Genomic DNA, 22,667 nt, shown 5'->3' with positions numbered 1-22,667 from the left:
AATTGACTATGGAATCCAAGTTTTAGGGAAATTCGGTTTTCTTTTCTCTAAAAAAGCATCACGTCCTTCTTTTGCTTCTTCTGTCATATAGGCTAAACGGGTAACTTCCCCAGCAAATACTTGTTGTCCGACCATGCCGTCATCGGTTAAATTCATCGCGAATTTTAACATTTTTATTGATGTCGGCGATTTCTCTAAAATTTCTTGCGCCCAATCGAAAGCAGTTTGTTCTAGTTCATCATGTGGAATTACGGCGTTTACCATTCCCATTTCATACGCTTCTTGCGCTGAATAATTTCTTCCTAAAAAGAAAATTTCACGAGCTTTTTTCTGCCCGACCATTTTCGCTAAATATGCTGAACCGTATCCTGCATCAAAAGACGTTACATCAGCATCAGTTTGTTTAAAAATGGCGTGTTCTTTACTTGCCAAGGTTAAATCGCAAACTACGTGTAAACTATGTCCGCCACCAACTGCCCAACCTGGAACAACACAAATTACGGCTTTTGGCATAAAACGAATCAAACGCTGTACTTCTAAAATATTTAAACGATGATAGCCATCTTTACCAACATAGCCTTTTTCGCCACGGGCATTTTGATCGCCACCCGAACAAAAACTCCAAATGCCATCTTTTGAAGAAGGACCTTCTGCCGATAATAATACGACTCCTATATTCGTGTCTTCGTGTGCATCTTGAAAAGCATCTAATAATTCAGAAGTCGTGTGTGGACGAAAAGCATTACGTATATCGGGGCGATTAAATGCTATTCTTGCTACATTGTGCGACTTTTTATAAGTAATATCTTCATACTCTTTGGCAACTTTCCATTGAGGTTCTATCATAATTTAAAACTATTAACGTTTGTAAGTACAACAAAAATAACATAAAAACTTTGTTTATAACTTTGTATATAACTTTGTTTTCTTTTCTATATTTGAAGGATATAATATAACGCCTGAAGAAATCGCTTAAAAATAATCAAAAAATAATCAAGAAAAAATTAAAAAATAATCATGAAACAACTCTTTTTTTTAGTTACTTTACTGATAAGCACTAGTCTTTTTTCACAAAAAGTAATTACCGATAATATTAATTCTGCCTTCTTTAAAAATGGTAGAAGTGTCAAAATTTATATTCCTGAAAATTACGAGAAAGAACAAGCTGTAAAATATCCTTTAGCCATTATTTTAGGCGATCAATATCTTTTTGATATGTACGTTGGAAACGCTAAATTATATGCAAATAGCGACAAAGCTCCACGTCAAATCGTTGTTGGAATTGACATGAAAAACACTTATAAAAAAGATATTTCAATTATTCCATCAAACAACGCATTAACAGAAAGTGCGAAACGATTTCAAAAATTCATCAAAAAAGAATTGATTCCTTATATGGAATTAAATTACAGAACTTCACCTTTCTTAACCATTGCGTCTCAGGGAAAAGCGGCTAATTTTAGCACTTATTTTTTAAGAGATATTGAGCCTGTTTTCAATGCTTTTATTTGTATTACGCCTGAATTTACAAAGTTTAGCGCTCGAACAATTCAATCTTATTCTTTAGCCAGATTGGGTCAAAAAGATAATTCTTATTTTTTATACACCAGTAATAATAAAAAATATATCAACGAAGAACAACAGGATCGATTTACAGAAATTGGTACTTTTTTAACATCTTTTGATGCTAAAAATATGCACATTACTTTTGATACTTTTGAAAATTCTCCGAGTTATTTATCGGTAATTGGAGAAACGATTCCACGAGCTTTTGAAAAGATGTTTTATTTGTATGCTAAAATCACCAAAAGTGAATTTGAAGCAAAAATTAAAGATTTAGATCCTTTAGAAGCGATAAAATATGTAGAACAAAAATATTTAGACATTCAATATTTATATGGTTCGAATTTGAATGTTCGTTTAGATGATATTTTTGCGATTGAAGGAATTGTTATTGACAAACAAGATGGCGATTATTTGCGTGTTTTAGGTGATTTTGTAATGATAAAATATCCAAATTCACATATTGGTGATTTCTATGTTGGAAAGTATCATGAACTAGGAAAGGATTACGAAAAAGCGGAGTTTTACTATAAAGCGGCGTTTGGTAAAATGGGACCTTCTGATCCGAATGCAACAGCTTTTTACGAAAATATAAAACGAGTAACGGATTTAAAAAATAGCCAACCGAAAGACGAAACTCTCCCTGAAGAAAACTTTGAAGAAACTCCTCAAGACAATGAAAACAATGAAAATATCGATGAAAATTCAGACCAAAATAATGAAGCTGAATAATCAATAAAATTTTCATCAAAAAAAAAACCGCTATCTTTTTATTTAAAAATAAATGATAGCGGTTTTTTTATATAAAATAAGTTTAAAAGAATATTGAAAAATATTGGAATTAAAATTATTTAATTAATTCAATTCTATCTTCTTTTAGCTCAATTTTTTTATCTTTATACAAACCACCGATAGCTCTTTTAAAAGCCTTTTTACTCATCTGTAAACGAAATTTAATTGATTCAGGCGAGCTTTTATCAGTAAGCATTAAAAAACCTTTTTCATCTAATTTACGCATAATTACATCGGCATCGCTGTCAATTACGTTTCTAAAACCTTGTGGACGTAACGACACATCTATTTTACCATCATCTCGTATTTTTTTAACGTATCCATAGGTTTCCATACCTTCTTCAATGTCTTGATACACTTCACTGTTAAACAACAAACCGTCAAATTCATCATCAATTAAAACATTGTACCCTAAAGGTGTTTGCTCCACTATTTTTAAATTTATCTGATCTCCTTCTTGTAAACCACCTTGTGAATCGTTTTGTAATTCGTTTTGTGAATTTTCTTGTGAGTCTTCGTATAATCCGTCTTGTAATTCCATTTTATAAGTTTTTAAAATAGTTCTTTAAAACTACGTCATTTATTTCTTTCGGAGTAAAAACCTCCATTATTTTTGGCTTCCCAGATTCCGCATAAAAATCATTCAATCCGTTCAATCCGTTCAATTCTGTTGTTAATTCTTCTAAATTTGAAATAGCTGTATATTCAAAATCATACATTTTTGCCAAATGTTCTGCCGTTAAATGATGTGGCGTTTCAAAATAATTTGTGGCATTTGTAGTTGATGGTCCAGGGATAAACCTGAAAATTCCGCCACCAGCATTATTTATTATAATAATTCTAAAATCTGTAGGAATATTATCATTCCATAAAGCGTTGCTGTCGTAAAAAAAACTTAAATCTCCAGTGATAAAAGTTGTTTTTTTGATAGTTTTTGTAGCGAATCCTGCTCCGATTGCCGTGCTTGTACTTCCGTCAATCCCGCTTGTTCCTCTATTACAAAATATTTGCAAGGTTTTATTGGTATCAAATAATTGTGAATACCTAATTATAGAACTGTTGCTAATTTGAAGCTGTGAATTGTTAGGAATTGCTTTTAAAACGGTTTCAAATACTTTTAAATCGGAATATTCACAATTTGCTAAATATTGTTGATGTTTTTGATGTCGTTCTTGCTTTTTAACCAGCCATTTTTGTTGATAAATATTGCTAATTTCTGCTAATTCACTTACTTTATTTTCTTGCTGATTTACTAATTTTCGTAAAAAATATACGGGTTTATCTTGCACAAATTCCGATAAACATTGATAGGTATCCATGGGTTTAAATTCATCGATATGCCAATGATTTTCAGGTGTATATTTTCGCAAAAATTGCTTTATTTTCTTAGAAATAACCATTCCTCCCAAAGTAATTAAAACCGCTGGACGCAATGCCGAAAAATCAGCTTCGTTTAAAGGAATAATCAATTTATCAATGCTGTTGATAAATTTTAAATGATATAAATTTGAAGTCGTTTCTGTAAAAACTAAAACACCTTGATTATCAGCTAAATCAGTTAAAACAGCTTGCAATTCATCCTCAGGGAAATGACTTCCTACTAAAATCATTTTTTTAGAAGATGTATTCCAAATTTCTATTAATTTCTGATAATTTTTAGCATCTTGAAAATTAGTATTTTGATTGTTTTCTTCTAAATTTTCAGAAAAATCAATCATTTTTAAATCATCAACAGTTTCATACAAAGGCTCATCAAAAGGAACATTAATATGTACCGGTGCTTTTTTTGAAATTGCAATTTGCAAGGCTTTACTTACTAAGGTTTTATTTTGAATAAACTGATTGCCCGATTTATTGGTCGATTCTGTTAAATTTGCCGAAAATAATACATGGTTTTCAAACACATTTTCCTGACGGATGGTTTGTCCATCGCCAATATCGATTAAATGTTTGGGTCTATCCGCAGAAATTACCACCAGCGGAATATTGCTATAAAAAGCCTCCGCTATGGCGGGATAATAATTTAATAATGCAGAGCCTGAAGAACAAATCATAGCCACAGGTTTTCGCTTTTGCTGGGCGATTCCTAAAGCAAAAAAAGCAGCACAACGCTCATCAACAACACTTAATGTTTCTATATTTGGATGATTTGAAAATCCAATAGTCAGCGGTGCGTTTCTTGAACCTGGCGAAATAATAACGGTATCAATATTAAATTGATGACATGCCGAAATAACTAATTGTGCGAGTTCTTTTTTTGGATACATCTTACTTTAATTTAAAAAAATGTCATTTTAAAGAATTACTTCAAAATGACATTTTATGCTAAAAATTAATATTATGGCAATAATCTTGCGATAATACTTAGTTTTTTTCTTTTAGTTTCCTTTTTTATAATCTTCTAAAAATTTTGCCAAACCGATGTCTGTTAAAGGATGTTTTAACAATCCTTCGATTACACTTAAAGGTCCTGTCATTACATTGGCACCTAATTTTGCACAATCAATAATGTGCATCGTGTGACGTACAGATGCCGCTAAAATTTGTGTTTCAAAATTATAATTATCATAAATTAAACGAATTTCAGAGATTAAATTTAATCCATCTGTTGAAATATCATCTAAACGACCAATAAATGGCGATACATACGTTGCTCCTGCTTTGGCCGCCAATAACGCCTGACCTGCTGAAAAAACAAGTGTTACATTTGTTTTAATTCCTTTTGATGAAAAATATTTACAGGCTTTAATTCCGTCTTTTATCATTGGTAATTTTACCACGATTTGAGGATTTAAAGCGGCTAACGCCTCTCCTTCTTTTACCATTCCATCAAAATTAGTTGAAATAACCTCAGCAGAAACATCACCTTCTACCAATTTACAAATTTCTTTGTAATGATTGATAATATTTTGTTCGCCTGTAATTCCTTCTTTTGCCATTAAAGATGGATTGGTCGTTACACCATCTAAAATCCCTAACGCTTGTGCTTCTTTTATTTGTGCTAAATTAGCAGTGTCTATAAAAAATTTCATCTATATATATGTTATATGGTTAAATTAATTTTAATTAAAAGCGATTTTTTGACTTTACAGAATATTGCTTACAAATTTACAATTTATTTATAATTTAGCTATAATTTATAATGATTCATTAACAGTTTTTGATACATTTTATCAGGTAGTATTCGTTTTAGAACGATGGAGAATTTTTCCATAAAACCACCTATTTTGTAATGTATTTTAGGATTTTTATGTTCTATAATTTCATACAATGCCTTCGCCATTATTTCAGGATTCATTCCTGATGACACATGCCCGTCCATTAAAGCTAAATTTTCGGCATATTTTTCTTTATAGGCTGATTTTTCATATACTGGCGTATGATATCTTCCTGCGGCAATATTGGTGGCAAAATCACCAGGTGCTACGTTTATTACTTTAATTCCGAAGCTTTTCACCTCCATACTGATGGCTTCTGTAACGAGTTCTAAAGCACCTTTGCTTGCCGAGTAAATTCCTCTAAAAGGCAATCCCATATAACCTGCGATGGATGTTAAATTAATAACAACACCCGATTTTTGTTGGCGCATTTGTGGTAAAACAGCCTTGATAACATCAATAGCGCCAAAGAAATTCGTGTTAAAATTCGCACGCATTTCATCGGTTGGCGTATCTTCAATCGACCCTGTTATTCCTTTTCCTGCATTGTTTATTAACACATCTATTCTACCTTCTTTTTGAAGAATACTTTGAATAGCTTCTTGTATTGTTACTGGTTTTGTAACATCTAAAGCCACCATTTTATAAGGTAATTTTAAACCTTCGGGATTTCTGCTTGTTCCGTAAACGATATACTTTTTATGATGCAAATAAGTAGCAACCGCTTTTCCGATTCCAGAAGATGCGCCTGTTATTAATACGACTTTTGACATTTATTAAATTTTATACAAATATCAGAAAAGTTCGCTATAATTAGCCATAATTCATTCTGGTAAACAAAAAAATTAAACACTTATATTTGTAATCCTTATTTAATAACAACTTTATAATGAATAAAAAATTAATTATAAGCACTTTTTTTCTGATAATCAGTAATACTATATTCGCACAAACATCGCTGTTTGAACATAGTAAAAACTTCACGCATCAAGACAGTTTGCGAGGAACAATAACACCCGAAAGAGTTTGGTGGAATTTGACGTATTATCATTTAGATATTGCTGTGAATCCTGATAAAAAATTTATCCAAGGAAAAAACACGGTACAATACACCGTTTTAAAACCACATAATATATTACAAATTGATTTACAAGCGCCTTTAAAAATCACGAAAGTTATTCAAAATGGCAGAGAATTAAAAGTAACTCATCAAGGAAATGCACATTTTATTCATTTGAAAGAAACTCAAAAAATAGGCGCTGTTAATTCTTTGGATATTTATTATAAAGGACACCCAAAAGTTGCAAAAAATGCGCCTTGGGATGGTGGTTTTACCTGGAAAAAAGATAAGAATGGGAATCATTTTGTTGCCACTTCTTGCCAAGGATTAGGTGCAAGTGTTTGGTGGCCAAACAAAGATCATATGTATGATGAAGTGGATAGCATGGCAATTAGCGTGCGTGTTCCTAAAAATTTGATGGATATTTCTAACGGAAAATTACGCAATATCGAGCAACATAATGACGGTACAAAAACCTATCATTGGTTTGTCGATAATCCGATTAATAATTATGGCGTCAATATAAATATTGGCGATTATGTACATTTTTCTGAAAAATATAACGGTGAAGCGGGTGTTTTAAATATGGATTATTATGTGTTACAAGATAATTTATCAAAAGCAAAAAAGCAGTTTAAAGAAGCTCCTAAAATGATGAAAGCTTTCGAACATTGGTTTGGGAAATATCCTTTTTATAAAGATGGATACAAACTCGTAGAAGCGCCTTATTTAGGTATGGAACATCAAAGTTCGGTTACGTATGGAAATAATTTTGAAAACGGATATTTAGGACGTGATTTATCAGGAACTGGTTGGGGTTTACAATTCGATTTTATTATTATTCACGAATCGGGACACGAATGGTTTGCCAATAATATTACCAATAAAGATATTGCAGATATGTGGATTCATGAAAGTTTCACCGCCTATTCTGAAAGCTTATTTTTAGACTATTACTACGGTAGAAAAGCATCCAAAGAATATATTATAGGAACTCGAAAAAACATCAAAAATGATATTCCAATTATTGGACAATATGATGTAAACAGCGAAGGTTCTGGCGATATGTATTATAAAGGTGCAAATATGTTGCATACCATCAGAACCTTGCTTGATAATGATGAAAAATGGCGACAAATTTTACGTGGTTTAAATTCCGTTTTTTATCATAAAACAGTAACTACCAAACAGGTTGAAAATTATTTAATAGCACAATCAGGGTTAGATTTATCTTGTGTTTTTGATCAGTATTTACGAACCATTAAAATTCCTGTTTTTGAATATAAAATTCAAAATAATGAAATTTCATATCGATGGAAGAATGTTATTGAAGGTTTTAATATGCCTATAAATATTTTGGTTGATAAAAAAACTCAACAATTAAATCCTACTAAAAATTGGCAAAAAACAATAGTTTCTTCGGATAAAATAACGGCTAAAATTACGGTGGATGAAAATTTTTATATAGATATTAAAAACATAAAATAAACCCAATATAGGTTACGTAGAGACGCGATGCATCGCGTCTCTACAAATCGTGGGATTACACCAACATTATTTTTTTGATTAAATTTTCGCCAATTTCTTCGTTTATCATTCGGATTATTTTCTCTTTTCCATAATTTAATTCCTCTCTTAAAACAGACGATGTTAAACGAACAATTAACGTTCCGTTTTGTAGTTTCACTTCACTAGTATAAGACGCAACTCCAGCGCCCATTAACTTTTCCCAAGCTTCGTGAATGTGAATTTTCTGAAAACCTTTGTTTAAATTTCCTTCTTTAATATAACTTCCTAATAAATCTTTAATTGAAAAACTATCATTTTCTCGTTTTGCCATACTTTTTTAAAATTTATATTATAAATTAAAAATTTGATATTCTTGATTACTCTTTTTAAGTACATTTTCGGTTCTATCAAAATGTGTATCAGTTATAAAAATTTGTCCAAAAGCGTCATTATTTACCAAAGCGACAATTTGTGCGACTCGATTTTCGTCTAATTTATCAAAAATATCATCTAATAATAAAATCGGCGTTACGTTTGATTGTTTTTTAATAAATTCGAATTGTGCTAATTTCAAAGCGATTAAATACGATTTTTGTTGTCCTTGCGATCCAAATTTTTTAATAGGATATTCGCCAATTTCAAAATTCAAATCATCTTTATGAATCCCCGATGACGTATATTGTAACATTCTATCTTTCGATAAACTTTGCGTTAATAAATCGGCTAAAGAAGTTTCATGTAATTGACTTTTATAGCGTAAATTCACTTTTTCTTTTGCTCCTGAAATTATTTGATGTTTTTCATTAAAAATCGGTACAAATTCTTCTAAAAAGTCTTTTCTCTTTTGATAAATAACCATTCCTAATTCGATTAATTGCGCATCATATACTTTTAAATTTAAGGCATCAAATATTCTATTTGCAACAAAATATTTTAACAACGCATTTCGCTGACTGATAATTTTATTATACGAAATTAAACTTTGTAAGTATTTTTTATCTTGTTGAGAAATAACGCCATCTATAAATTTTCGGCGGGTTTCACTGCCTTCTACAATTAAATTTCTATCGGCAGGCGAAATAATAACCAACGGCAATTGCCCGATATGTTCCGAGAATTTTTCGTAAGCTTTATCGTTTCTTTTTAATATTTTTTTCTGACCTCTTTTTAAAGAACATAAAATTTTCTCATTTCTATCGCCTAATTGATAGGTTCCTTCAATCATAAAAAAATCTTGCCCATGACGAATATTTTGTCCAGCAACCGAATTAAAGTAACTTTTTGCAAACGACAAATAATAAATAGCATCTAACACATTGGTTTTTCCAACGCCATTATCGCCCACAAAACAGTTTATTTTCTGCTGAAAGTCAAACGATTGCGTTTCAATATTCTTAAAGTTTACCAATGATAATTTTTGCAAATACATACTGAAAATTGTTTCAAAAAAGAACCTGCAAATTATGTTTTTTTTAGCGAAAAAATCAATTTTTAAAATCCAATTTAAAAAGCTATTTTTGTTCCACAAATTTTTAAGCAATTATGGCTACATACAAAAAAAGAGGATACAAACCTAAAAAAGAAAAGATTGTAGAAGAAGTTGAAGAGAACTTTGATGAATCGCAAAGTACCACGGCTGAAGTATTTAATACTTTAGATGATACGGCAAATAAATCAGAGCAATGGATTGAGAAAAATAGCAAATCTTTATTTTATGGATTGATAACAATCGCGGCTTTAATTTTAGGTTATTTAGCCTATACTTCATTCATTTCAGAACCAAATCAAAAGGAAGCTTCGAATGAATTAGCATATCCAAGAACATTCTTTGACAAAGCAGAGAAATCAGCTGGTGTTGCAGCAGATTCTTTATATAACATCGGATTAAATGGTGGTGATGGAAAATATGGTTTTACCGATATTGCTGATAAATTTAGCGGTACAAAAGCAGGAAATTTAGCAAATTATTATGCAGGTATTTCATATTTAAAAATTAAAAAATATCAAGAAGCGATTTCGTATTTAAGTGATTTTGATTCCGAAGATGAATTATTAGGAGCAACTGCTTTAGGAGCAATTGGCGATGCTTTTGCTGATATTAATCAACCAGAAGATGCCTTAGCTTATTATCAAAAAGCAGCTAAAAAGAAAAGTAATGACTTTACAGCGCCTTTATTCTTATTTAAAGCGGCACAAACTGCCATGACTTTAAAAGAATATAAAACTGCTGAAAAATTATATACAAAAATTAAAGAAAAATACGCTAGTACCGATCAAGGTAAGGATATTGAAAAATATATCAATAGTGCAAAATACGCGCAATAATGGCAACAACAAATTTATCTTATTATGATAAAGCAACGATCCCAAATGCGAAATCTTTTCGATTTGGGATTGTTGTTTCAGAGTGGAATCCTGAAATTACAGGAAACTTACACAAAGGAGCGATTGATGCTTTTTTAGATTGTGGGGCTCAAGAAAATAACATCACTTCTTGGGATGTTCCAGGAAGTTTTGAACTTGTTTACGGATGTAAAAAAATGATTGAATCTCAAAAAGTAGATGCAATTATTGCTATTGGAAACGTAATTCAAGGAGAAACAAAACATTTTGATTTTGTTTGTGAAGGTGTTACACAAGGTATTGTCGATTTAAACATTAAATATGATGTTCCTGTGATATTCTGTGTTTTAACCGATAATACAAAGCAACAATCTTTAGACCGTTCTGGAGGAAAACTAGGAAACAAAGGTATTGAATGTGCTATTGCAGCAATTAAAATGGCAGCACTTAAAAACATCGATAAACCAATAAGTTCTTTAGGTTTTTAATTATATCAAGATATTTTAAACTATTTTTAGTGAATTTTTAGCTTTTTTTTTTAGCGATTCATTCAATTCAACGTTTTACAAAAAAACGACTGATAAGAGATCTTATTTAAACAAAAAATAAAGGAAAAAGAGTCAGAATGTAGTACATTTTGGCTCTTTTTTAACGTTAATTTATCCTTAATTTTTGACGATTAATTGATAATTGAGTAACTTTGAATTTCGTCTTAATTTGGTGTAATTTTTGTTACACTTCAAAAGTATTACAGTATTCAAAAAGAAGCAATGTGCTATGGGATTTATTAAAAAAGAAAATAAAAAATTTAACTACAAGCCTACTTACTACAAAGGGGACGGAAATCCGTATCAAGTAAAACATAAATTTGATGAATTTCGTACAACCGTTGGAAAATCAAAAGGCATAAAAGGTAAATTTACAGATGCTATTGATGAATTTAAAAATTCTGAAAATGGTGGTTTTAACAGTACGATTCTAATTTTAGTGGCATTTTTTTTAGTTTTATTCTTATTTTTTATCGATTTCGACCTTTCCATCTTTTTATCTAAAAATAACTAATGTCTGATATTATACAATTATTACCCGATCATGTTGCGAACCAAATTGCTGCGGGTGAAGTAGTACAACGCCCTGCATCAGTCGTTAAAGAATTAATTGAAAACGCTATTGATGCGGGTGCTACTGCTGTTAAACTCCTAATAAAAGACGCTGGAAAAACATTAATTCAAGTAATTGATGACGGTAAAGGAATGACTGCCAACGATGCTCATTTAAGTTTTCAACGGCATGCAACTTCAAAAATTAAAAACGCACAAGACTTATTTAATTTACATACTAAAGGATTTCGTGGCGAAGCTTTAGCTTCTATCGCTGCGATTGCGCATGTCGAACTCAAAACAAAACAAGAACATCAAGAAATAGGTTCTTTCATAAAAATTGAAGGAAGCACTATTGTAAATCAAGAAAATATTATAACTCCAAAAGGTACAAGCATATCTGTTAAAAACCTATTTTATAATATTCCTGCACGTCGAAATTTTTTAAAATCAGAAACGATTGAAACTCGTCATATTATAGAAGAATTTCAACGAATTGCGTTAGTACATCCTGATATTTCATTTTCATTACACCATAATACAACAGAGGTTTATCATCTGAAAAAAAGCAATTTACGCAAACGAATTGTCGCTATTTTTGGAAACAAAATGAATGAACGATTGGTGCCAATTTCTGAACAAACCGATATCATTTCTATCAAAGGTTTTATAACAAAACCCAAATTTGCTAAGAAAAAAAGAGGCGAACAATACTTTTTTGTAAACAATCGCTTTATTAAAAGTTCGTATTTAAATCATGCCGTGGTAAATGCCTTTGAAGGATTGCTCGAAAATGGTGCGCATCCTTCTTATTTTCTATATTTAGAAGTGCCTCCAAATAGTATTGACATCAATATACATCCGACAAAAACAGAAGTTAAATTCGATAATGAAAAAGTTTTATACGCTATTTTACGAGCTACGATTAAACATAGTTTAGGACAATATAATGTTGCCCCTACGCTCGATTTTACCAGGGATGCCAGTTTGGATACTCCGTATGATTATAATAAAAATCATTCGAAATCAACAGCTGTTCCACCAATTACGGTAGATCCGAATTTTAATCCATTCAAATCATCGCCAAGTTATCAACCAAAATCGGAAGTTTTAGACTATTCAAACGATTCTAAAAATAGTAGTAAATTGAGTGATTCTAATAATTCAAATTCGATAACATATCAATCTAATTTTAAGAAAGATACCAGTGATTGGGAAGCTTTATATATTGATAATCAATCGTTAGAGGATATCGAAAATACGACACAATCTCAACTTTTTGAAATACATCAAGAAACAGAAACAGGGAAAACTTTTCAAATTCAGAAGAAATACTTGTTAAGTTCTATTAAATCTGGCGTAGTTTTAATTAATCAATCGTTGGCACATCAGCGTATTTTATACGAAGAATTTTTAGAAAATATTACCGTTAAAGAAGCCAGTAGTCAGCAATTATTATTTCCTGTAAATATTTCGTTTTCAAAACCCGATATCGGAATGATTTACACCATAAAATCAGACTTAGAAAGTGCTGGTTTTATGTTCGATGAATTTACCAAAGAAAGTGTTATCATCCGTGGGATTCCGACATCAATTAGTGAGAGTCAAATCACTTTAATTTTAGAGGAATTATTAGATGATATTAAGCTAGAAGTACCCGATGCTAGTTTTAGTCATTTTGATGTAATGGCGAAATCTTTTGCGAAATCATTGGCTATCAAAACAGGAACGGTACTAAATAATAAAGAGCAAGAAAGTTTAGTTGATGATTTATTTTGCTGTAAAGAACCTACTATTTCACCTTTTGGAAAACCCACGTTTAAAACATTAACATTAAACGAAATTGATACTATTTTTAATAAATAACAAATAAATATGCCAAAAATAACGGACGCTATTAAGCATTTGATAATCATTAATGTGATTATGTATTTTGCACCACAGCTTTTAAATTTAGATGTAACCAATATTTTCGCATTACATTACCCTGAAAATGAAAACTTTGGAATTTGGCAATATGTTACGCATATTTTTATGCACGGAAGCACGATGCACTTACTTTTCAATATGTATGCTTTGTGGGCATTTGGTACGCCGTTAGAACAAATGTGGGGGAAAAATAAGTTTATTTTCTTTTATTTTTCGGCGGGTATTGGTGCTGGATTAATTTATACGCTTGTTAATTATTATCAGTTTAACGGAATTTATGAGCAATTAATTGAACAAGGAATTTCAGCGATTGACATCAAAAATTTATTAAATACAGGACAATATAATGAGAGTCTAATTACACTTTCCAACCAAACGATGAGCGAGTTTTATAGTTTGTACCACACGCCTGCTGTTGGAGCTTCTGGAGCTGTTTACGGTATTTTAGTTGCCTTCGGATTGCTATTTCCTGATGCTAAATTAGCCTTGATATTTTTCCCTGTTCCCATTGCCGCAAAATATTTTATTCCTATCATGATTGCTAGTGATGTATTCTTTGGAGTTACCAAATATTCTATCGGAAATATTGCACATTTTGCTCACATTGGAGGTGCAATTATTGGTTTTGTAATTGCTTGGTATTGGAAAAAAAATCAATTTAAAACACTTTAATTTAGTATCTTGTATCTTGTAAAAAAATATTGAATGAATACATTTAATACGTTAAATAATTTTGAAAATTTAAAATATCGATTTAAAAATGCTGGAATTGTAGAGCAACTTATCTATATAAATCTTGCGGTATTTTTATTGGTTTTTATCAGCAATACTTTTAGTTTTTTATTTGAATCGAACACTAATTTTTTAGTAAAATGGTTTGCTTTGCCTGCTAGTTTTGATGATTTTTTATCAAAACCTTGGACAATTATTACCTACGGATTTTTACATACTGGATTTATTCATATTTTATCAAATTTAATTGCCTTATTTTATATCGGACATTTATTTAAGCAATACTTTACGTCGAAACAATTGCTGAATTTTTATCTTTTAGGAACTGTTTTTGGAGGGATTATTTTCATGGCGAGTTATCATTTTTTTCCTGCCTTACAAAAAGTTGCCGATACTAGTATTTTATTAGGCGCATCAGCAGGAATTTCGGCTATTTTCATAGGAATTGCCACATATATGCCTAATTACGAATTAAAATTTCCGTTAATTGGTTTTGTGAAACTATGGAAATTAGCGTGTATTTGGGTAGCTTTCGATGTTCTCCAAATACCAGCAGGAAATGCTGGCGGACATTTAGCACATATCGGCGGTGCATTATTTGGTTTTTTATATGTGTTAAAAGCCAGCAATAAAGAATTAGAAATTTTGAATCCGTTTAAAAAAATAGTAACTACTTTTTTTCAAAATAATAGAAATAATAGAAATAATAGAAAAGAGAAAAATAAAAGAGAGCAACCATTAAAAACGGTTTATAAATCAGGAAAAAAAAGCACAAAAACTACTCTTAAAAAGAGTGAAAAATCTGTAAATCAACAAGAAATTGACGCAATTTTAGACAAAATAAGTAAAACAGGCTACGATACTCTAACCAAAGCTGAAAAAGATTTTCTATTCAAACAACGTTAAAAATAGTAAAAACATTCATAAATTTTATATAATACGCTTATAAAAAATTAAATTTAAAGACAAATCGGAAATGAAAAAGTATTCAATTATACATAAATTACTATTTTTTGTCAATTCAGTTTTTGCAACAGTATTGTTATTTTCCTACGTTTTGGCCTTTATATCACCTCAAATACTTCCAGCTGTTGCTGTTTTTAGCTTATTTGTGCCATTATTAATCATTATAAATATTGGATTTTTTATATACTGGTTGTTAAAACTTCATAAAAATAGCTTACTTTCTTTGTTTATTTTGCTAATCGGTTGGTTTACGTCCCCACCACTTGTCAAATTTTCAAATAAAGAAACCGTTTTAACAAATGATTTAAAAATAATGAGTTATAACGTGCATTTATTTAATTATTATAAACATTTAAGCGAAGTAACTACCGAACAAAAAATATATGAATTTATAAACAATCAAAACCCCGATGTTATTGCCATGCAAGAGTTTTATCACTCTGATTTATTAGATATAAAACTGCCGTATAAATACATTAAAACCAAATCTAAAACTAGTAAATTCGGGCTTGCTATCTATTCGAGATATCCTATTGTCAACAAAGGTTCTTTAAATTTTAAAAACAGTGCGAACAATACTATTTTTGTCGATATTGTTAAAAATCAAGATACAATTCGAGTATATAATGTGCATTTAGAATCACTAAAAATAAATCCTGAAAAAGAATATTTTGGCGAGAAAGATTCCGAACGATTATTTAAACGTTTAGCCAATGGTTTTGAAAAACAAGTATCGCAAACAGAACTTATTTTGCAACACGAATATTCATGGAAAAAGAAGAAAATTATGTGTGGCGATTTTAATAATACCTCCTATTCTTGGGTATATCGACAATTATCGAAAGATAAAAAAGATGCTTTTTTAACCGCTGGTATTGGTTTGGGGAAATCTTTTAGATATATTTATCCGATGCGAATTGATTTTATGCTAACCGATACTATGGCGACGATTAATCAATATAAAACATTTAATGATATTAAATTATCCGACCACTACCCGATTATGACGCGTTTACATTGGTAAATTATCGTCCGTTCGAGTTATTTTTTTCTTTTTTAGCTTTTTTTAACCCGTTTTAAGTTTAATAAATCTATCGGATTGATGCCTAAATTATGTATGTTTTTTTGACTAAAACGAATTACTTCATCATAATATAACGGAATAATTGGTGCTTGTTTAATGAGTATACTATCCATTTTTTGATATAATTGATATCGTTTTTCCGTATTAATTTCTTTTATTGATTTTTCATATAAAGCATCAAATTTTTGATTTTTAAAGTGCGTATAATTAGGTCCATTAGGAATAAAATTTTTGCTATAAAATAATGACAAATAATTTTCTGCATCAGGATAATCAGCAATCCAACTAGCTCTAAAAATAGCTAATTTTCCACTTGATTTTGCTTGTCGTAAAGCAGATGGCGGAATTACCTCAACTGTTGTTTGTAAACCAATATTCTGTAATTCACGCTGTATAAATTCACATAAATCTAAATAATTGGCGTTGGTTGTAATGGTAATTTTCGGATTTTCATCGCCTGTTTCTTCGCGATATTTCGCCATCAAAGCACGTGCTTTTTTAGGTTGATACGAATATCCTTTCTGAGAATTAAAGGACGGCAATCCTTTGGGAATAAATCCACTTGTAGCAGGAGTTCCGATTCCGTTTCGTAAATATTTAATCATTTTTTTACGGTCAAACCCATAATTAATCGCCTGTCGTATCAACAAGTGTTGCGTTGGATTCTTTAAATTTTCATCTAAATAAATCCCTAAATATTCCGTGTTTAAATACGCACCTGTTTGCATTCTAATTTTATCAAGATGCTTGGCTTTTAAAGTTCCATCAATATTTAAAATATCATCTTTATAAGACGCATCTAAACTTTTCATAAAGTCAAGATTTCCTTGGATAAATTGTAAATATTCGCTTTGTTTATCAGGCAAAAAAGTAATGGCAACGGCTTCTAAATACGGTAATTTAGTTCCTTTTATATCGCTTTCGAAATATAACGGATTTTTACGCAATACTAATTTGGTATTTTCCACCCATAATTTAAATTGAAAAGCGCCTGTTCCTATCGGATTTGCTCTAAATGAATTTCCAAAATAATCCACCGCTTCTTTTGGAACTACCGAACAATATTTCATTGCCAATAATCCTAAAAAAGGCGGAAAAGCTTGTTTTAAATTGATGGTAAAAACGGAATCATTTTCAGCTTTAAAATTTTTCACATTTTGAAGCACCCAACCTCCTGGAGATGCTACTTTTTTTGACAATAATCGCTGAAATGAATATTCAAAATCATCAGCGGTTACCAGTCTTGTTGAATCTTTTCCAAATAACAAATGCTTATGAAATTTCACATCATTTCTTAGGATAAATTGATAGGTTTTTCCATCTTGTGAAATCGCCCATTTTTTGGCAATATCAGGCTGAATATGTAAACTATCATCTAATTGAACCAAGCCATTAAATAATTGATTAACCGCCCAAATATTCCGCTGATCTTTGGCAAAAGCAGGATCTAAAGAACTAATATTTGCGTGTTCATTATATCGAAAAACTTGCGCATCAGTAAATTTACTTTTTTGCTCGCTACAAGAATATATACTGATAAAAATAAGCGATAAAAAAATTAATTTAACGCTGTTTTCTTTTGTTTTTATAATACGATTTATCTGCAATATATATGGTTTTTTAAAACTTCTGCATAAACAACAGAAGCATCTTTATTGATAATTTTAATTTCTTTAACCAAATCAATTTCCTTTTTTTCAAGAACCTGTTTTTTTATCTGAAGGATTTCAATATCTGTAAAAATAAAATCGACATATGAATTTTCTCGAGCAGGTCTTTTAAACTTAATTGTAGCATTTTTATCCCAAACAACATAATCTTCTCCTAAAATATACATTAATTGAATCATAAAAATAGGATCGGTTGCCGAAAATAAACTTCCTCCGAAAATAGTACCGACATAATTTTTGTTTTTATAACTAATCGGAATTTTAATTTTTACGGTTAATAAATCATCAGAAACAACCATAATTTTACCTGTGGATCGGCGATACATCGGCGAAAAATTAAATCCATACTTAAAAATAGTACCTTGTTTAAAAAAAGTGCCTAATATTTTTGATAGTGTTGCGTACATTTTACCTTTTTTAAATTGATGTGTTTTAAATCTATTGCAAACTTGTTCTTTTATTTTTTCTTTACTTGTCTGTTTATACCTTTTTTCAAGATAATTAAACGCTAAAAAATCATGAATAAAATTGTAATTTTGCAGTTGATAAATGTACAAGAATGAACGCAGATAAAAAAGTAGCTTTTTATACTTTAGGATGTAAATTAAATTTTTCTGAAACCTCAACAATTGCTCGAAACTTTGTAAACGAAGGTTTTGAACGGGTCGATTTTGATGAAAAAGCCCAAATATATGTAATAAATACCTGTTCGGTAACCGATAATGCCGATAAACGTTTTAAATCGATTGTAAAAAATGCGCTAAAACAAAATGAAGATGCTTTTATAATTGGCGTTGGTTGTTATGCCCAATTAAAACCAGAAGAATTAGCCAATGTAAACGGCGTGGATTTGGTTTTAGGAGCAACTGAAAAATTTAACGTTACCAGTTATATCAACGATTTAACCAAAAATGATATCGGTAAAGTGCATTCCTGTGAAATTGAAGAAGCCGATTCGTATGTTGGTGCGTATTCTATTGGCGATCGTACTCGTGCATTTTTAAAGGTGCAAGATGGTTGTGATTATAAATGTACGTATTGCACAATTCCGTTGGCTCGTGGTATTTCTAGGTCAGATACCTTGGAAAATGTATTGAAAAATGCCAAAGAAATATCAGAAAAAGGAATTAAAGAAATCGTTTTAACGGGTGTTAATATCGGCGATTATGGAAAAGGTGAATTTGGAAACAAAAAACACGAACATACTTTTTTAGAATTAGTCAAAGAATTAGACAAGGTTGAAGGAATTAAACGTTTGCGAATTTCATCAATTGAACCAAATTTATTAAAAGATGAAACCATCGATTTTGTAGCCAAATCGAAAACTTTTGTGCCTCATTTTCACATTCCACTGCAATCTGGTAATGACGAATTATTGAAAAAAATGAAGCGTCGTTATTTAACGCAAACCTACACCAATAGAACGCAAAAAATTAAAGAAGTAATGCCAAATGCCTGTATTGGCGTAGATGTTATTGTTGGTTTTCCTGGGGAAACAGACGAATTATTTTTAGAAACTTACAATTATTTAAACGAAATGGATATTTCGTATTTGCACGTTTTTACTTATTCTGAAAGACCAAATACTGAGGCTGTTGGCATGAGTGGAATTGTCCCTAAAAATGTACGTGCAAAACGAAGTAAAATGTTACGAGGTTTATCTGTTAAAAAACGTAGGGCTTTTTATGAAAGTCAATTAGGAAATACGCTAACCGCATTGTTCGAAAGTGAAAATAAAGAAGGCTATATTCATGGTTTTACACAGAATTATGTAAAAGTTAAAACACCTTGGAATCCTGAATTGGTCAATACTTTACATACCGTTACCTTAACTAAAATTGATGAAGATGGTTTAGTTCGTTTTGATTTTGATGACTAAAATTTAATAAATTTTGATAAAAAAAATATAAATATTTACTATTGATGGAAAAAAAACACCTCTATTTTGTGCCTGGTTTAGGAGCAAATACCAAAATATTTGAATACATAAATTTATCAAAAGAAAAATTTGAACTTCATTTTCTAGAATGGTTATTGCCCATTTCTATTGATGAAAGCATCGAAGCATATGCCAGAAGAATGTGTGAAAATATTCATCATGAAAAACCAATTTTAATTGGGGTTTCTTTTGGTGGAATTATGGTGCAAGAAATGAGTAAAATTATTAATTGCCAAAAAGTAATTTTAATATCGAGCATCAAAAATAATAAAGAGTTACCAAAACGTTTGAAATTAGCCTATATAACAGGTGTTTATAAACTTTTTCCATCAAAAATTATTGCAAATATCGAAAACTATGAACGCTACTTTTTTAATGATTATCTAAAGAAAAGAGCCGAATTATATAAAATATATCTATCAAAAAGAGATGAAAATTATTTGCAATGGTCGATTTATAATGTATTGCATTGGCAACAAAGTGAATCTTTATCAAATATAATTCATATACACGGAACTGATGATGAAGTTTTTCCAGCAAAACATATTCAAAATTATATTAAAATTGAAAAAGGAACACATATCATGATTTTAAATAAAGCAAAAACTATTTCTAAAATTTTGGAAAAAGAAGTTTTAATTTCTTAACTTGTTGAAAATCGCTAAAAAATCTTAAAAATTAAAGAAAATGAACAAATACATCCGATTATTATCGCTGATAACCATTGTTTTTGTAACTGTTTTATTTACAAATATTATTAGTAAATCAAAAGAACCTACCATAAAAAACGTTTCCGAACATTATGAAATTAGAGCCGTAAAAGCTCCCGATTATATGGAACTTGCAGGTGAAATTGTTCCTTTAGAAAAATCAGATATTAAAGAACGTATGGATCGTGAATTATTAGTAAATACCTATTGGCAATCCAACGGATTATTGTTGATAAAACGTGCGAATAAATTTTTTCCAATTATAGAACCTTTGTTAAAAAAATATGGTATTCCTGATGATTTTAAATATTTATGCGTTGCCGAAAGTGCGTTAATTAATATTCCTTCATCAAAAGGAGCTGCTGGATATTGGCATTTTATGCCCGCAACTGGTCGTGAATATGGCTTAGAAGTAAACAGAAATGTTGATGAACGTTATAATTTAGAAAAATCAACAAGAGTTGCTGCCGAATATTTAAAAAGAGCTAAGAAAAATTTAGGTTCTTGGACGCTTGCCGCCGCCGCTTATAATGCTGGAAATGGTCGAATTTCACAACGATTACGTCAACAAAAAGTTGATAATTATTACGACTTACTCTTAAATACAGAAACAGGGCGTTATGTTTTTAGAATTTTAGCCTTAAAAGAAGTGCTTTCAAATCCTAAGAAATATGGTTTTATGTACGATCAGGAAGATTTATATACCTACCCAGATACTTATGAAGTTCAAGTGGATACGACTATAACAAATATTACTGATTTTGCTAAAAAACATGGAGTTACTTATAAAGATTTAAAAATAATGAACCCTTGGTTGCGAGATACAAAACTTAATAATAAAAGTAGAAAAACATACACCATAAAAATACCTCTTAACTAAAATGAAAAAAGCATTACCATTTATATATATTATAATCGGAGTTTTAATTTTAGTCGAATCAATTTATCAATTTGTTCAAGATAAAGAACTATATAGGGTCTTTTTGGGAATTACTACTCAAAGTAAATATATATACTTACTTGTAAAAGTATTATTTGCTAGTTTATTTTTAGTTGATGGAATCAAAAAAATTAGAAAACAATAATACAACAGCAAATTAGTTAAACTAATTTGCTGTTATTTTTTGTACTCTTCCTACAATTCCTGAAGTTAATTGTACTTTTATTCCATGAGGATGATTTGCTGAATTGGTTAATAATCGACTCACAATTCCCGCTGTTAATTCTCCTGTTCTTTGGTGATTTTTCTGTACTATTTCAACAGATGCGCCTATTGTAATATCTTTTCTGTTCGTTCCGTCTTTCATTTGAAAATTAGTTTTGTTTTTAAAATAAGAAAACCTATCAAAATAAATTGATAGGCTTCTTTAAAAAGTTTACTCTGGTAAAATATATATTATAATACTCTTACGTCAACAGCGTTTAATCCTTTTTTTCCTTCTTGTAATTCGAATTCAACTTCGTCATTCTCACGAATTTCATCGATTAATCCTGAAACGTGTACAAAATGTTCTTTGTTTGATCCTTCTTCTGTAATAAATCCAAATCCTTTTGATTCGTTGAAGAATTTTACGATACCTCTACTCATAATATAAAAAATATATGTTGCTTACTTAATTGATAGCAACGTTAATTGAATTGCAAATGTAATGCCAAAATTTACAAATCAATCTAAAATTAGTAAAAAATTGTATTTTTTTTGATTATAATTTCTCGGTTTCTTTTAAAAATCTATCTTTATTTATGTCATCAGAAAACTTTAGTGTAAAGTAAAACAACAAAAAAGCCTATCAAATAAATGATAGGCTTTTTTTTAAAAAGTTTACTCTGGTAAAATATATATTATAATACTCTTACGTCTACAGCGTTTAATCCTTTTTTTCCTTCTTGTAATTCGAATTCAACTTCGTCATTCTCACGAATTTCATCGATTAATCCTGAAACATGTACAAAATGTTCTTTGTTTGATCCTTCTTCTGTAATAAATCCAAATCCTTTTGACTCGTTGAAGAATTTTACGGTACCTCTACTCATAATATAAAAAATATATGTTGCTTACTTAATTGATAGCAACGCTAATTGTTATACAAATGTAATGCCATATTTTTAAAC

Annotated in this window: 25 protein-coding genes; 13 read left to right on the top strand and 12 right to left on the bottom strand. The window is 30.2% G+C overall.

The features are described from left to right. Positions 1 to 6: 6 nt before the first annotated feature. Positions 7 to 846: a 1,4-dihydroxy-2-naphthoyl-CoA synthase gene (locus L0U72_RS03135; RefSeq protein WP_101916886.1), complete on the bottom strand. Its 840-nt coding sequence runs from the start codon at positions 844 to 846 to the stop codon at positions 7 to 9. A 171-nt stretch (positions 847 to 1,017) separates the two neighbouring features. Between L0U72_RS03135 and L0U72_RS03130 the strand changes: the two genes are divergently transcribed. Continuing rightward, a complete protein-coding gene (locus tag L0U72_RS03130) occupies positions 1,018 to 2,295 on the top strand; it encodes an alpha/beta hydrolase-fold protein (protein WP_233898399.1) in 1,278 nt (425 codons plus the stop codon). Positions 2,296 to 2,410: 115 nt separating this feature from the next. On the opposite strand, the gene L0U72_RS03125 is transcribed toward L0U72_RS03130, so the two are convergent. The 4 genes from L0U72_RS03125 to L0U72_RS03110 all read right to left on the bottom strand — a co-directional run bounded on the left by L0U72_RS03125 (position 2,411) and on the right by L0U72_RS03110 (position 6,286). Beyond that, positions 2,411 to 2,896 carry a S1 RNA-binding domain-containing protein gene (locus L0U72_RS03125; protein ID WP_101916884.1) on the bottom strand — a complete coding sequence of 162 codons (486 nt, stop codon included), beginning with the start codon at positions 2,894 to 2,896 and terminating at the stop codon, positions 2,411 to 2,413. A gap of 1 nt (position 2,897) precedes the next feature. Next, the gene (gene menD / locus L0U72_RS03120) at positions 2,898 to 4,622 is read right to left on the bottom strand and encodes a 2-succinyl-5-enolpyruvyl-6-hydroxy-3-cyclohexene-1-carboxylic-acid synthase (protein ID WP_233898398.1); all 1,725 of its coding nucleotides are present in this window, start codon (positions 4,620 to 4,622) and stop codon (positions 2,898 to 2,900) included. Between the two features lie 111 nt (positions 4,623 to 4,733). Further along, entirely contained in the window at positions 4,734 to 5,387 is a 654-nt protein-coding gene (fsa, locus tag L0U72_RS03115) for a fructose-6-phosphate aldolase (protein WP_233898397.1), read from the bottom strand. Between the two features lie 98 nt (positions 5,388 to 5,485). Then, positions 5,486 to 6,286 (bottom strand): SDR family oxidoreductase, encoded by an 801-nt coding sequence (locus tag L0U72_RS03110; protein ID WP_233898396.1) that lies wholly within the window; start codon positions 6,284 to 6,286, stop codon positions 5,486 to 5,488. Positions 6,287 to 6,402: 116 nt separating this feature from the next. On the opposite strand from L0U72_RS03110, the gene L0U72_RS03105 reads away from it, so the two are divergent. Then, positions 6,403 to 8,061: a M1 family metallopeptidase gene (locus tag L0U72_RS03105; RefSeq protein WP_233898395.1), complete on the top strand. Its 1,659-nt coding sequence runs from the start codon at positions 6,403 to 6,405 to the stop codon at positions 8,059 to 8,061. 55 nt (positions 8,062 to 8,116) lie between these two features. Here the strand turns inward: L0U72_RS03105 and L0U72_RS03100 are convergent, their stop codons facing one another. After that, on the bottom strand, positions 8,117 to 8,413 hold the full coding sequence (locus L0U72_RS03100) for a DUF721 domain-containing protein (RefSeq protein WP_101916880.1): 297 nt from the start codon (positions 8,411 to 8,413) through the stop codon (positions 8,117 to 8,119). A gap of 18 nt (positions 8,414 to 8,431) precedes the next feature. Then, positions 8,432 to 9,511, bottom strand: a complete 1,080-nt coding sequence (gene recF, locus L0U72_RS03095; protein WP_233898394.1) for a DNA replication/repair protein RecF — start codon at positions 9,509 to 9,511, stop codon at positions 8,432 to 8,434. 113 nt (positions 9,512 to 9,624) lie between these two features. Between recF and L0U72_RS03090 the strand changes: the two genes are divergently transcribed. The 7 genes from L0U72_RS03090 to L0U72_RS03060 all read left to right on the top strand — a co-directional run bounded on the left by L0U72_RS03090 (position 9,625) and on the right by L0U72_RS03060 (position 16,176). Beyond that, positions 9,625 to 10,407, top strand: a complete 783-nt coding sequence (locus L0U72_RS03090) for a tetratricopeptide repeat protein (RefSeq protein ID WP_101916879.1) — start codon at positions 9,625 to 9,627, stop codon at positions 10,405 to 10,407. Then, a complete protein-coding gene (gene ribH / locus L0U72_RS03085) occupies positions 10,407 to 10,913 on the top strand; it encodes a 6,7-dimethyl-8-ribityllumazine synthase (protein ID WP_233860919.1) in 507 nt (168 codons plus the stop codon). Before L0U72_RS03090 ends, ribH begins: the two co-directional genes overlap by 1 nt. Positions 10,914 to 11,202: 289 nt before the next feature. After that, positions 11,203 to 11,487, top strand: a complete 285-nt coding sequence (locus L0U72_RS03080; RefSeq protein ID WP_101916877.1) for a riboflavin synthase subunit beta — start codon at positions 11,203 to 11,205, stop codon at positions 11,485 to 11,487. After that, positions 11,487 to 13,391, top strand: coding sequence for a DNA mismatch repair endonuclease MutL (gene mutL, locus L0U72_RS03075; protein WP_101916876.1), 1,905 nt, complete (start codon positions 11,487 to 11,489; stop codon positions 13,389 to 13,391). Before L0U72_RS03080 ends, mutL begins: the two co-directional genes overlap by 1 nt. Before the next feature lie 9 nt (positions 13,392 to 13,400). After that, on the top strand, positions 13,401 to 14,126 hold the full coding sequence (locus L0U72_RS03070; RefSeq protein ID WP_101916875.1) for a rhomboid family intramembrane serine protease: 726 nt from the start codon (positions 13,401 to 13,403) through the stop codon (positions 14,124 to 14,126). A 33-nt stretch (positions 14,127 to 14,159) separates the two neighbouring features. Further along, complete coding sequence (locus L0U72_RS03065) at positions 14,160 to 15,092, top strand: rhomboid family intramembrane serine protease (protein ID WP_233898393.1); 933 nt, start codon at positions 14,160 to 14,162, stop codon at positions 15,090 to 15,092. 70 nt (positions 15,093 to 15,162) lie between these two features. Further along, positions 15,163 to 16,176 carry an endonuclease/exonuclease/phosphatase family protein gene (locus L0U72_RS03060; RefSeq protein ID WP_101916873.1) on the top strand — a complete coding sequence of 338 codons (1,014 nt, stop codon included), beginning with the start codon at positions 15,163 to 15,165 and terminating at the stop codon, positions 16,174 to 16,176. Positions 16,177 to 16,208: 32 nt separating this feature from the next. On the opposite strand, the gene L0U72_RS03055 is transcribed toward L0U72_RS03060, so the two are convergent. Together L0U72_RS03055 and L0U72_RS03050 are read right to left on the bottom strand one after the other, a co-directional pair. Then, positions 16,209 to 17,837, bottom strand: a complete 1,629-nt coding sequence (locus tag L0U72_RS03055; RefSeq protein ID WP_394801449.1) for an ABC transporter substrate-binding protein — start codon at positions 17,835 to 17,837, stop codon at positions 16,209 to 16,211. Continuing rightward, positions 17,834 to 18,313: a PaaI family thioesterase gene (locus tag L0U72_RS03050; protein ID WP_317206235.1), complete on the bottom strand. Its 480-nt coding sequence runs from the start codon at positions 18,311 to 18,313 to the stop codon at positions 17,834 to 17,836. Before L0U72_RS03050 ends, L0U72_RS03055 begins: the two co-directional genes overlap by 4 nt. A gap of 152 nt (positions 18,314 to 18,465) precedes the next feature. On the opposite strand from L0U72_RS03050, the gene mtaB reads away from it, so the two are divergent. From mtaB to L0U72_RS03030, 4 genes are read left to right on the top strand one after another with little or no spacing between them, the layout of a single operon-like run. Next, complete coding sequence (gene mtaB / locus L0U72_RS03045; protein WP_233898391.1) at positions 18,466 to 19,785, top strand: tRNA (N(6)-L-threonylcarbamoyladenosine(37)-C(2))-methylthiotransferase MtaB; 1,320 nt, start codon at positions 18,466 to 18,468, stop codon at positions 19,783 to 19,785. Between the two features lie 44 nt (positions 19,786 to 19,829). After that, positions 19,830 to 20,492 (top strand): alpha/beta hydrolase family protein, encoded by a 663-nt coding sequence (locus L0U72_RS03040; RefSeq protein WP_233897794.1) that lies wholly within the window; start codon positions 19,830 to 19,832, stop codon positions 20,490 to 20,492. Between the two features lie 40 nt (positions 20,493 to 20,532). Further along, a complete protein-coding gene (locus tag L0U72_RS03035) occupies positions 20,533 to 21,435 on the top strand; it encodes a lytic transglycosylase domain-containing protein (protein ID WP_233898390.1) in 903 nt (300 codons plus the stop codon). Position 21,436: 1 nt separating this feature from the next. After that, positions 21,437 to 21,640 (top strand): hypothetical protein, encoded by a 204-nt coding sequence (locus tag L0U72_RS03030; protein ID WP_233884328.1) that lies wholly within the window; start codon positions 21,437 to 21,439, stop codon positions 21,638 to 21,640. 21 nt (positions 21,641 to 21,661) lie between these two features. On the opposite strand, the gene L0U72_RS03025 is transcribed toward L0U72_RS03030, so the two are convergent. From L0U72_RS03025 to L0U72_RS03015, 3 genes are all read right to left on the bottom strand, one after another. Next, positions 21,662 to 21,862, bottom strand: coding sequence for a YwbE family protein (locus L0U72_RS03025; RefSeq protein WP_101916870.1), 201 nt, complete (start codon positions 21,860 to 21,862; stop codon positions 21,662 to 21,664). 89 nt (positions 21,863 to 21,951) lie between these two features. Further along, on the bottom strand, positions 21,952 to 22,143 hold the full coding sequence (locus L0U72_RS03020; protein WP_101916869.1) for a cold-shock protein: 192 nt from the start codon (positions 22,141 to 22,143) through the stop codon (positions 21,952 to 21,954). Between the two features lie 254 nt (positions 22,144 to 22,397). Continuing rightward, complete coding sequence (locus L0U72_RS03015) at positions 22,398 to 22,589, bottom strand: cold-shock protein (protein ID WP_233884331.1); 192 nt, start codon at positions 22,587 to 22,589, stop codon at positions 22,398 to 22,400. Between the last annotated feature and the right edge of the window lie 78 nt (positions 22,590 to 22,667).

Source organism: Tenacibaculum piscium (genome assembly GCF_021390755.1).
Taxonomy (GTDB): domain Bacteria; phylum Bacteroidota; class Bacteroidia; order Flavobacteriales; family Flavobacteriaceae; genus Polaribacter; species Polaribacter piscius.
This window is presented reverse-complemented; position numbering and strand designations above follow the sequence as displayed.

Bases quoted from the DNA above. Each gene is read 5' to 3' on its own strand.
- L0U72_RS03050 (WP_317206235.1), bottom strand. From the start codon at position 18,313: ATGTACGCAACACTATCAAAAATATTAGGCACTTTTTTTAAACAAGGT.
- L0U72_RS03080 (WP_101916877.1), top strand. From the start codon at position 11,203: ATGGGATTTATTAAAAAAGAAAATAAAAAATTTAACTACAAGCCTACT.
- mtaB (WP_233898391.1), top strand. From the start codon at position 18,466: ATGAACGCAGATAAAAAAGTAGCTTTTTATACTTTAGGATGTAAATTA.
- L0U72_RS03025 (WP_101916870.1), bottom strand. From the start codon at position 21,862: ATGAAAGACGGAACGAACAGAAAAGATATTACAATAGGCGCATCTGTT.
- L0U72_RS03035 (WP_233898390.1), top strand. From the start codon at position 20,533: ATGAACAAATACATCCGATTATTATCGCTGATAACCATTGTTTTTGTA.
- L0U72_RS03015 (WP_233884331.1), bottom strand. From the start codon at position 22,589: ATGAGTAGAGGTACCGTAAAATTCTTCAACGAGTCAAAAGGATTTGGA.
- L0U72_RS03105 (WP_233898395.1), top strand. From the start codon at position 6,403: ATGAATAAAAAATTAATTATAAGCACTTTTTTTCTGATAATCAGTAAT.
- L0U72_RS03100 (WP_101916880.1), bottom strand. From the start codon at position 8,413: ATGGCAAAACGAGAAAATGATAGTTTTTCAATTAAAGATTTATTAGGA.
- L0U72_RS03125 (WP_101916884.1), bottom strand. From the start codon at position 2,896: ATGGAATTACAAGACGGATTATACGAAGACTCACAAGAAAATTCACAA.
- L0U72_RS03135 (WP_101916886.1), bottom strand. From the start codon at position 846: ATGATAGAACCTCAATGGAAAGTTGCCAAAGAGTATGAAGATATTACT.
- menD (WP_233898398.1), bottom strand. From the start codon at position 4,622: ATGTATCCAAAAAAAGAACTCGCACAATTAGTTATTTCGGCATGTCAT.
- L0U72_RS03030 (WP_233884328.1), top strand. From the start codon at position 21,437: ATGAAAAAAGCATTACCATTTATATATATTATAATCGGAGTTTTAATT.
- recF (WP_233898394.1), bottom strand. From the start codon at position 9,511: ATGTATTTGCAAAAATTATCATTGGTAAACTTTAAGAATATTGAAACG.
- L0U72_RS03060 (WP_101916873.1), top strand. From the start codon at position 15,163: ATGAAAAAGTATTCAATTATACATAAATTACTATTTTTTGTCAATTCA.
- L0U72_RS03090 (WP_101916879.1), top strand. From the start codon at position 9,625: ATGGCTACATACAAAAAAAGAGGATACAAACCTAAAAAAGAAAAGATT.
- L0U72_RS03110 (WP_233898396.1), bottom strand. From the start codon at position 6,286: ATGTCAAAAGTCGTATTAATAACAGGCGCATCTTCTGGAATCGGAAAA.
- ribH (WP_233860919.1), top strand. From the start codon at position 10,407: ATGGCAACAACAAATTTATCTTATTATGATAAAGCAACGATCCCAAAT.
- fsa (WP_233898397.1), bottom strand. From the start codon at position 5,387: ATGAAATTTTTTATAGACACTGCTAATTTAGCACAAATAAAAGAAGCA.
- L0U72_RS03020 (WP_101916869.1), bottom strand. From the start codon at position 22,143: ATGAGTAGAGGTATCGTAAAATTCTTCAACGAATCAAAAGGATTTGGA.
- L0U72_RS03065 (WP_233898393.1), top strand. From the start codon at position 14,160: ATGAATACATTTAATACGTTAAATAATTTTGAAAATTTAAAATATCGA.
- L0U72_RS03130 (WP_233898399.1), top strand. From the start codon at position 1,018: ATGAAACAACTCTTTTTTTTAGTTACTTTACTGATAAGCACTAGTCTT.
- mutL (WP_101916876.1), top strand. From the start codon at position 11,487: ATGTCTGATATTATACAATTATTACCCGATCATGTTGCGAACCAAATT.
- L0U72_RS03040 (WP_233897794.1), top strand. From the start codon at position 19,830: ATGGAAAAAAAACACCTCTATTTTGTGCCTGGTTTAGGAGCAAATACC.
- L0U72_RS03070 (WP_101916875.1), top strand. From the start codon at position 13,401: ATGCCAAAAATAACGGACGCTATTAAGCATTTGATAATCATTAATGTG.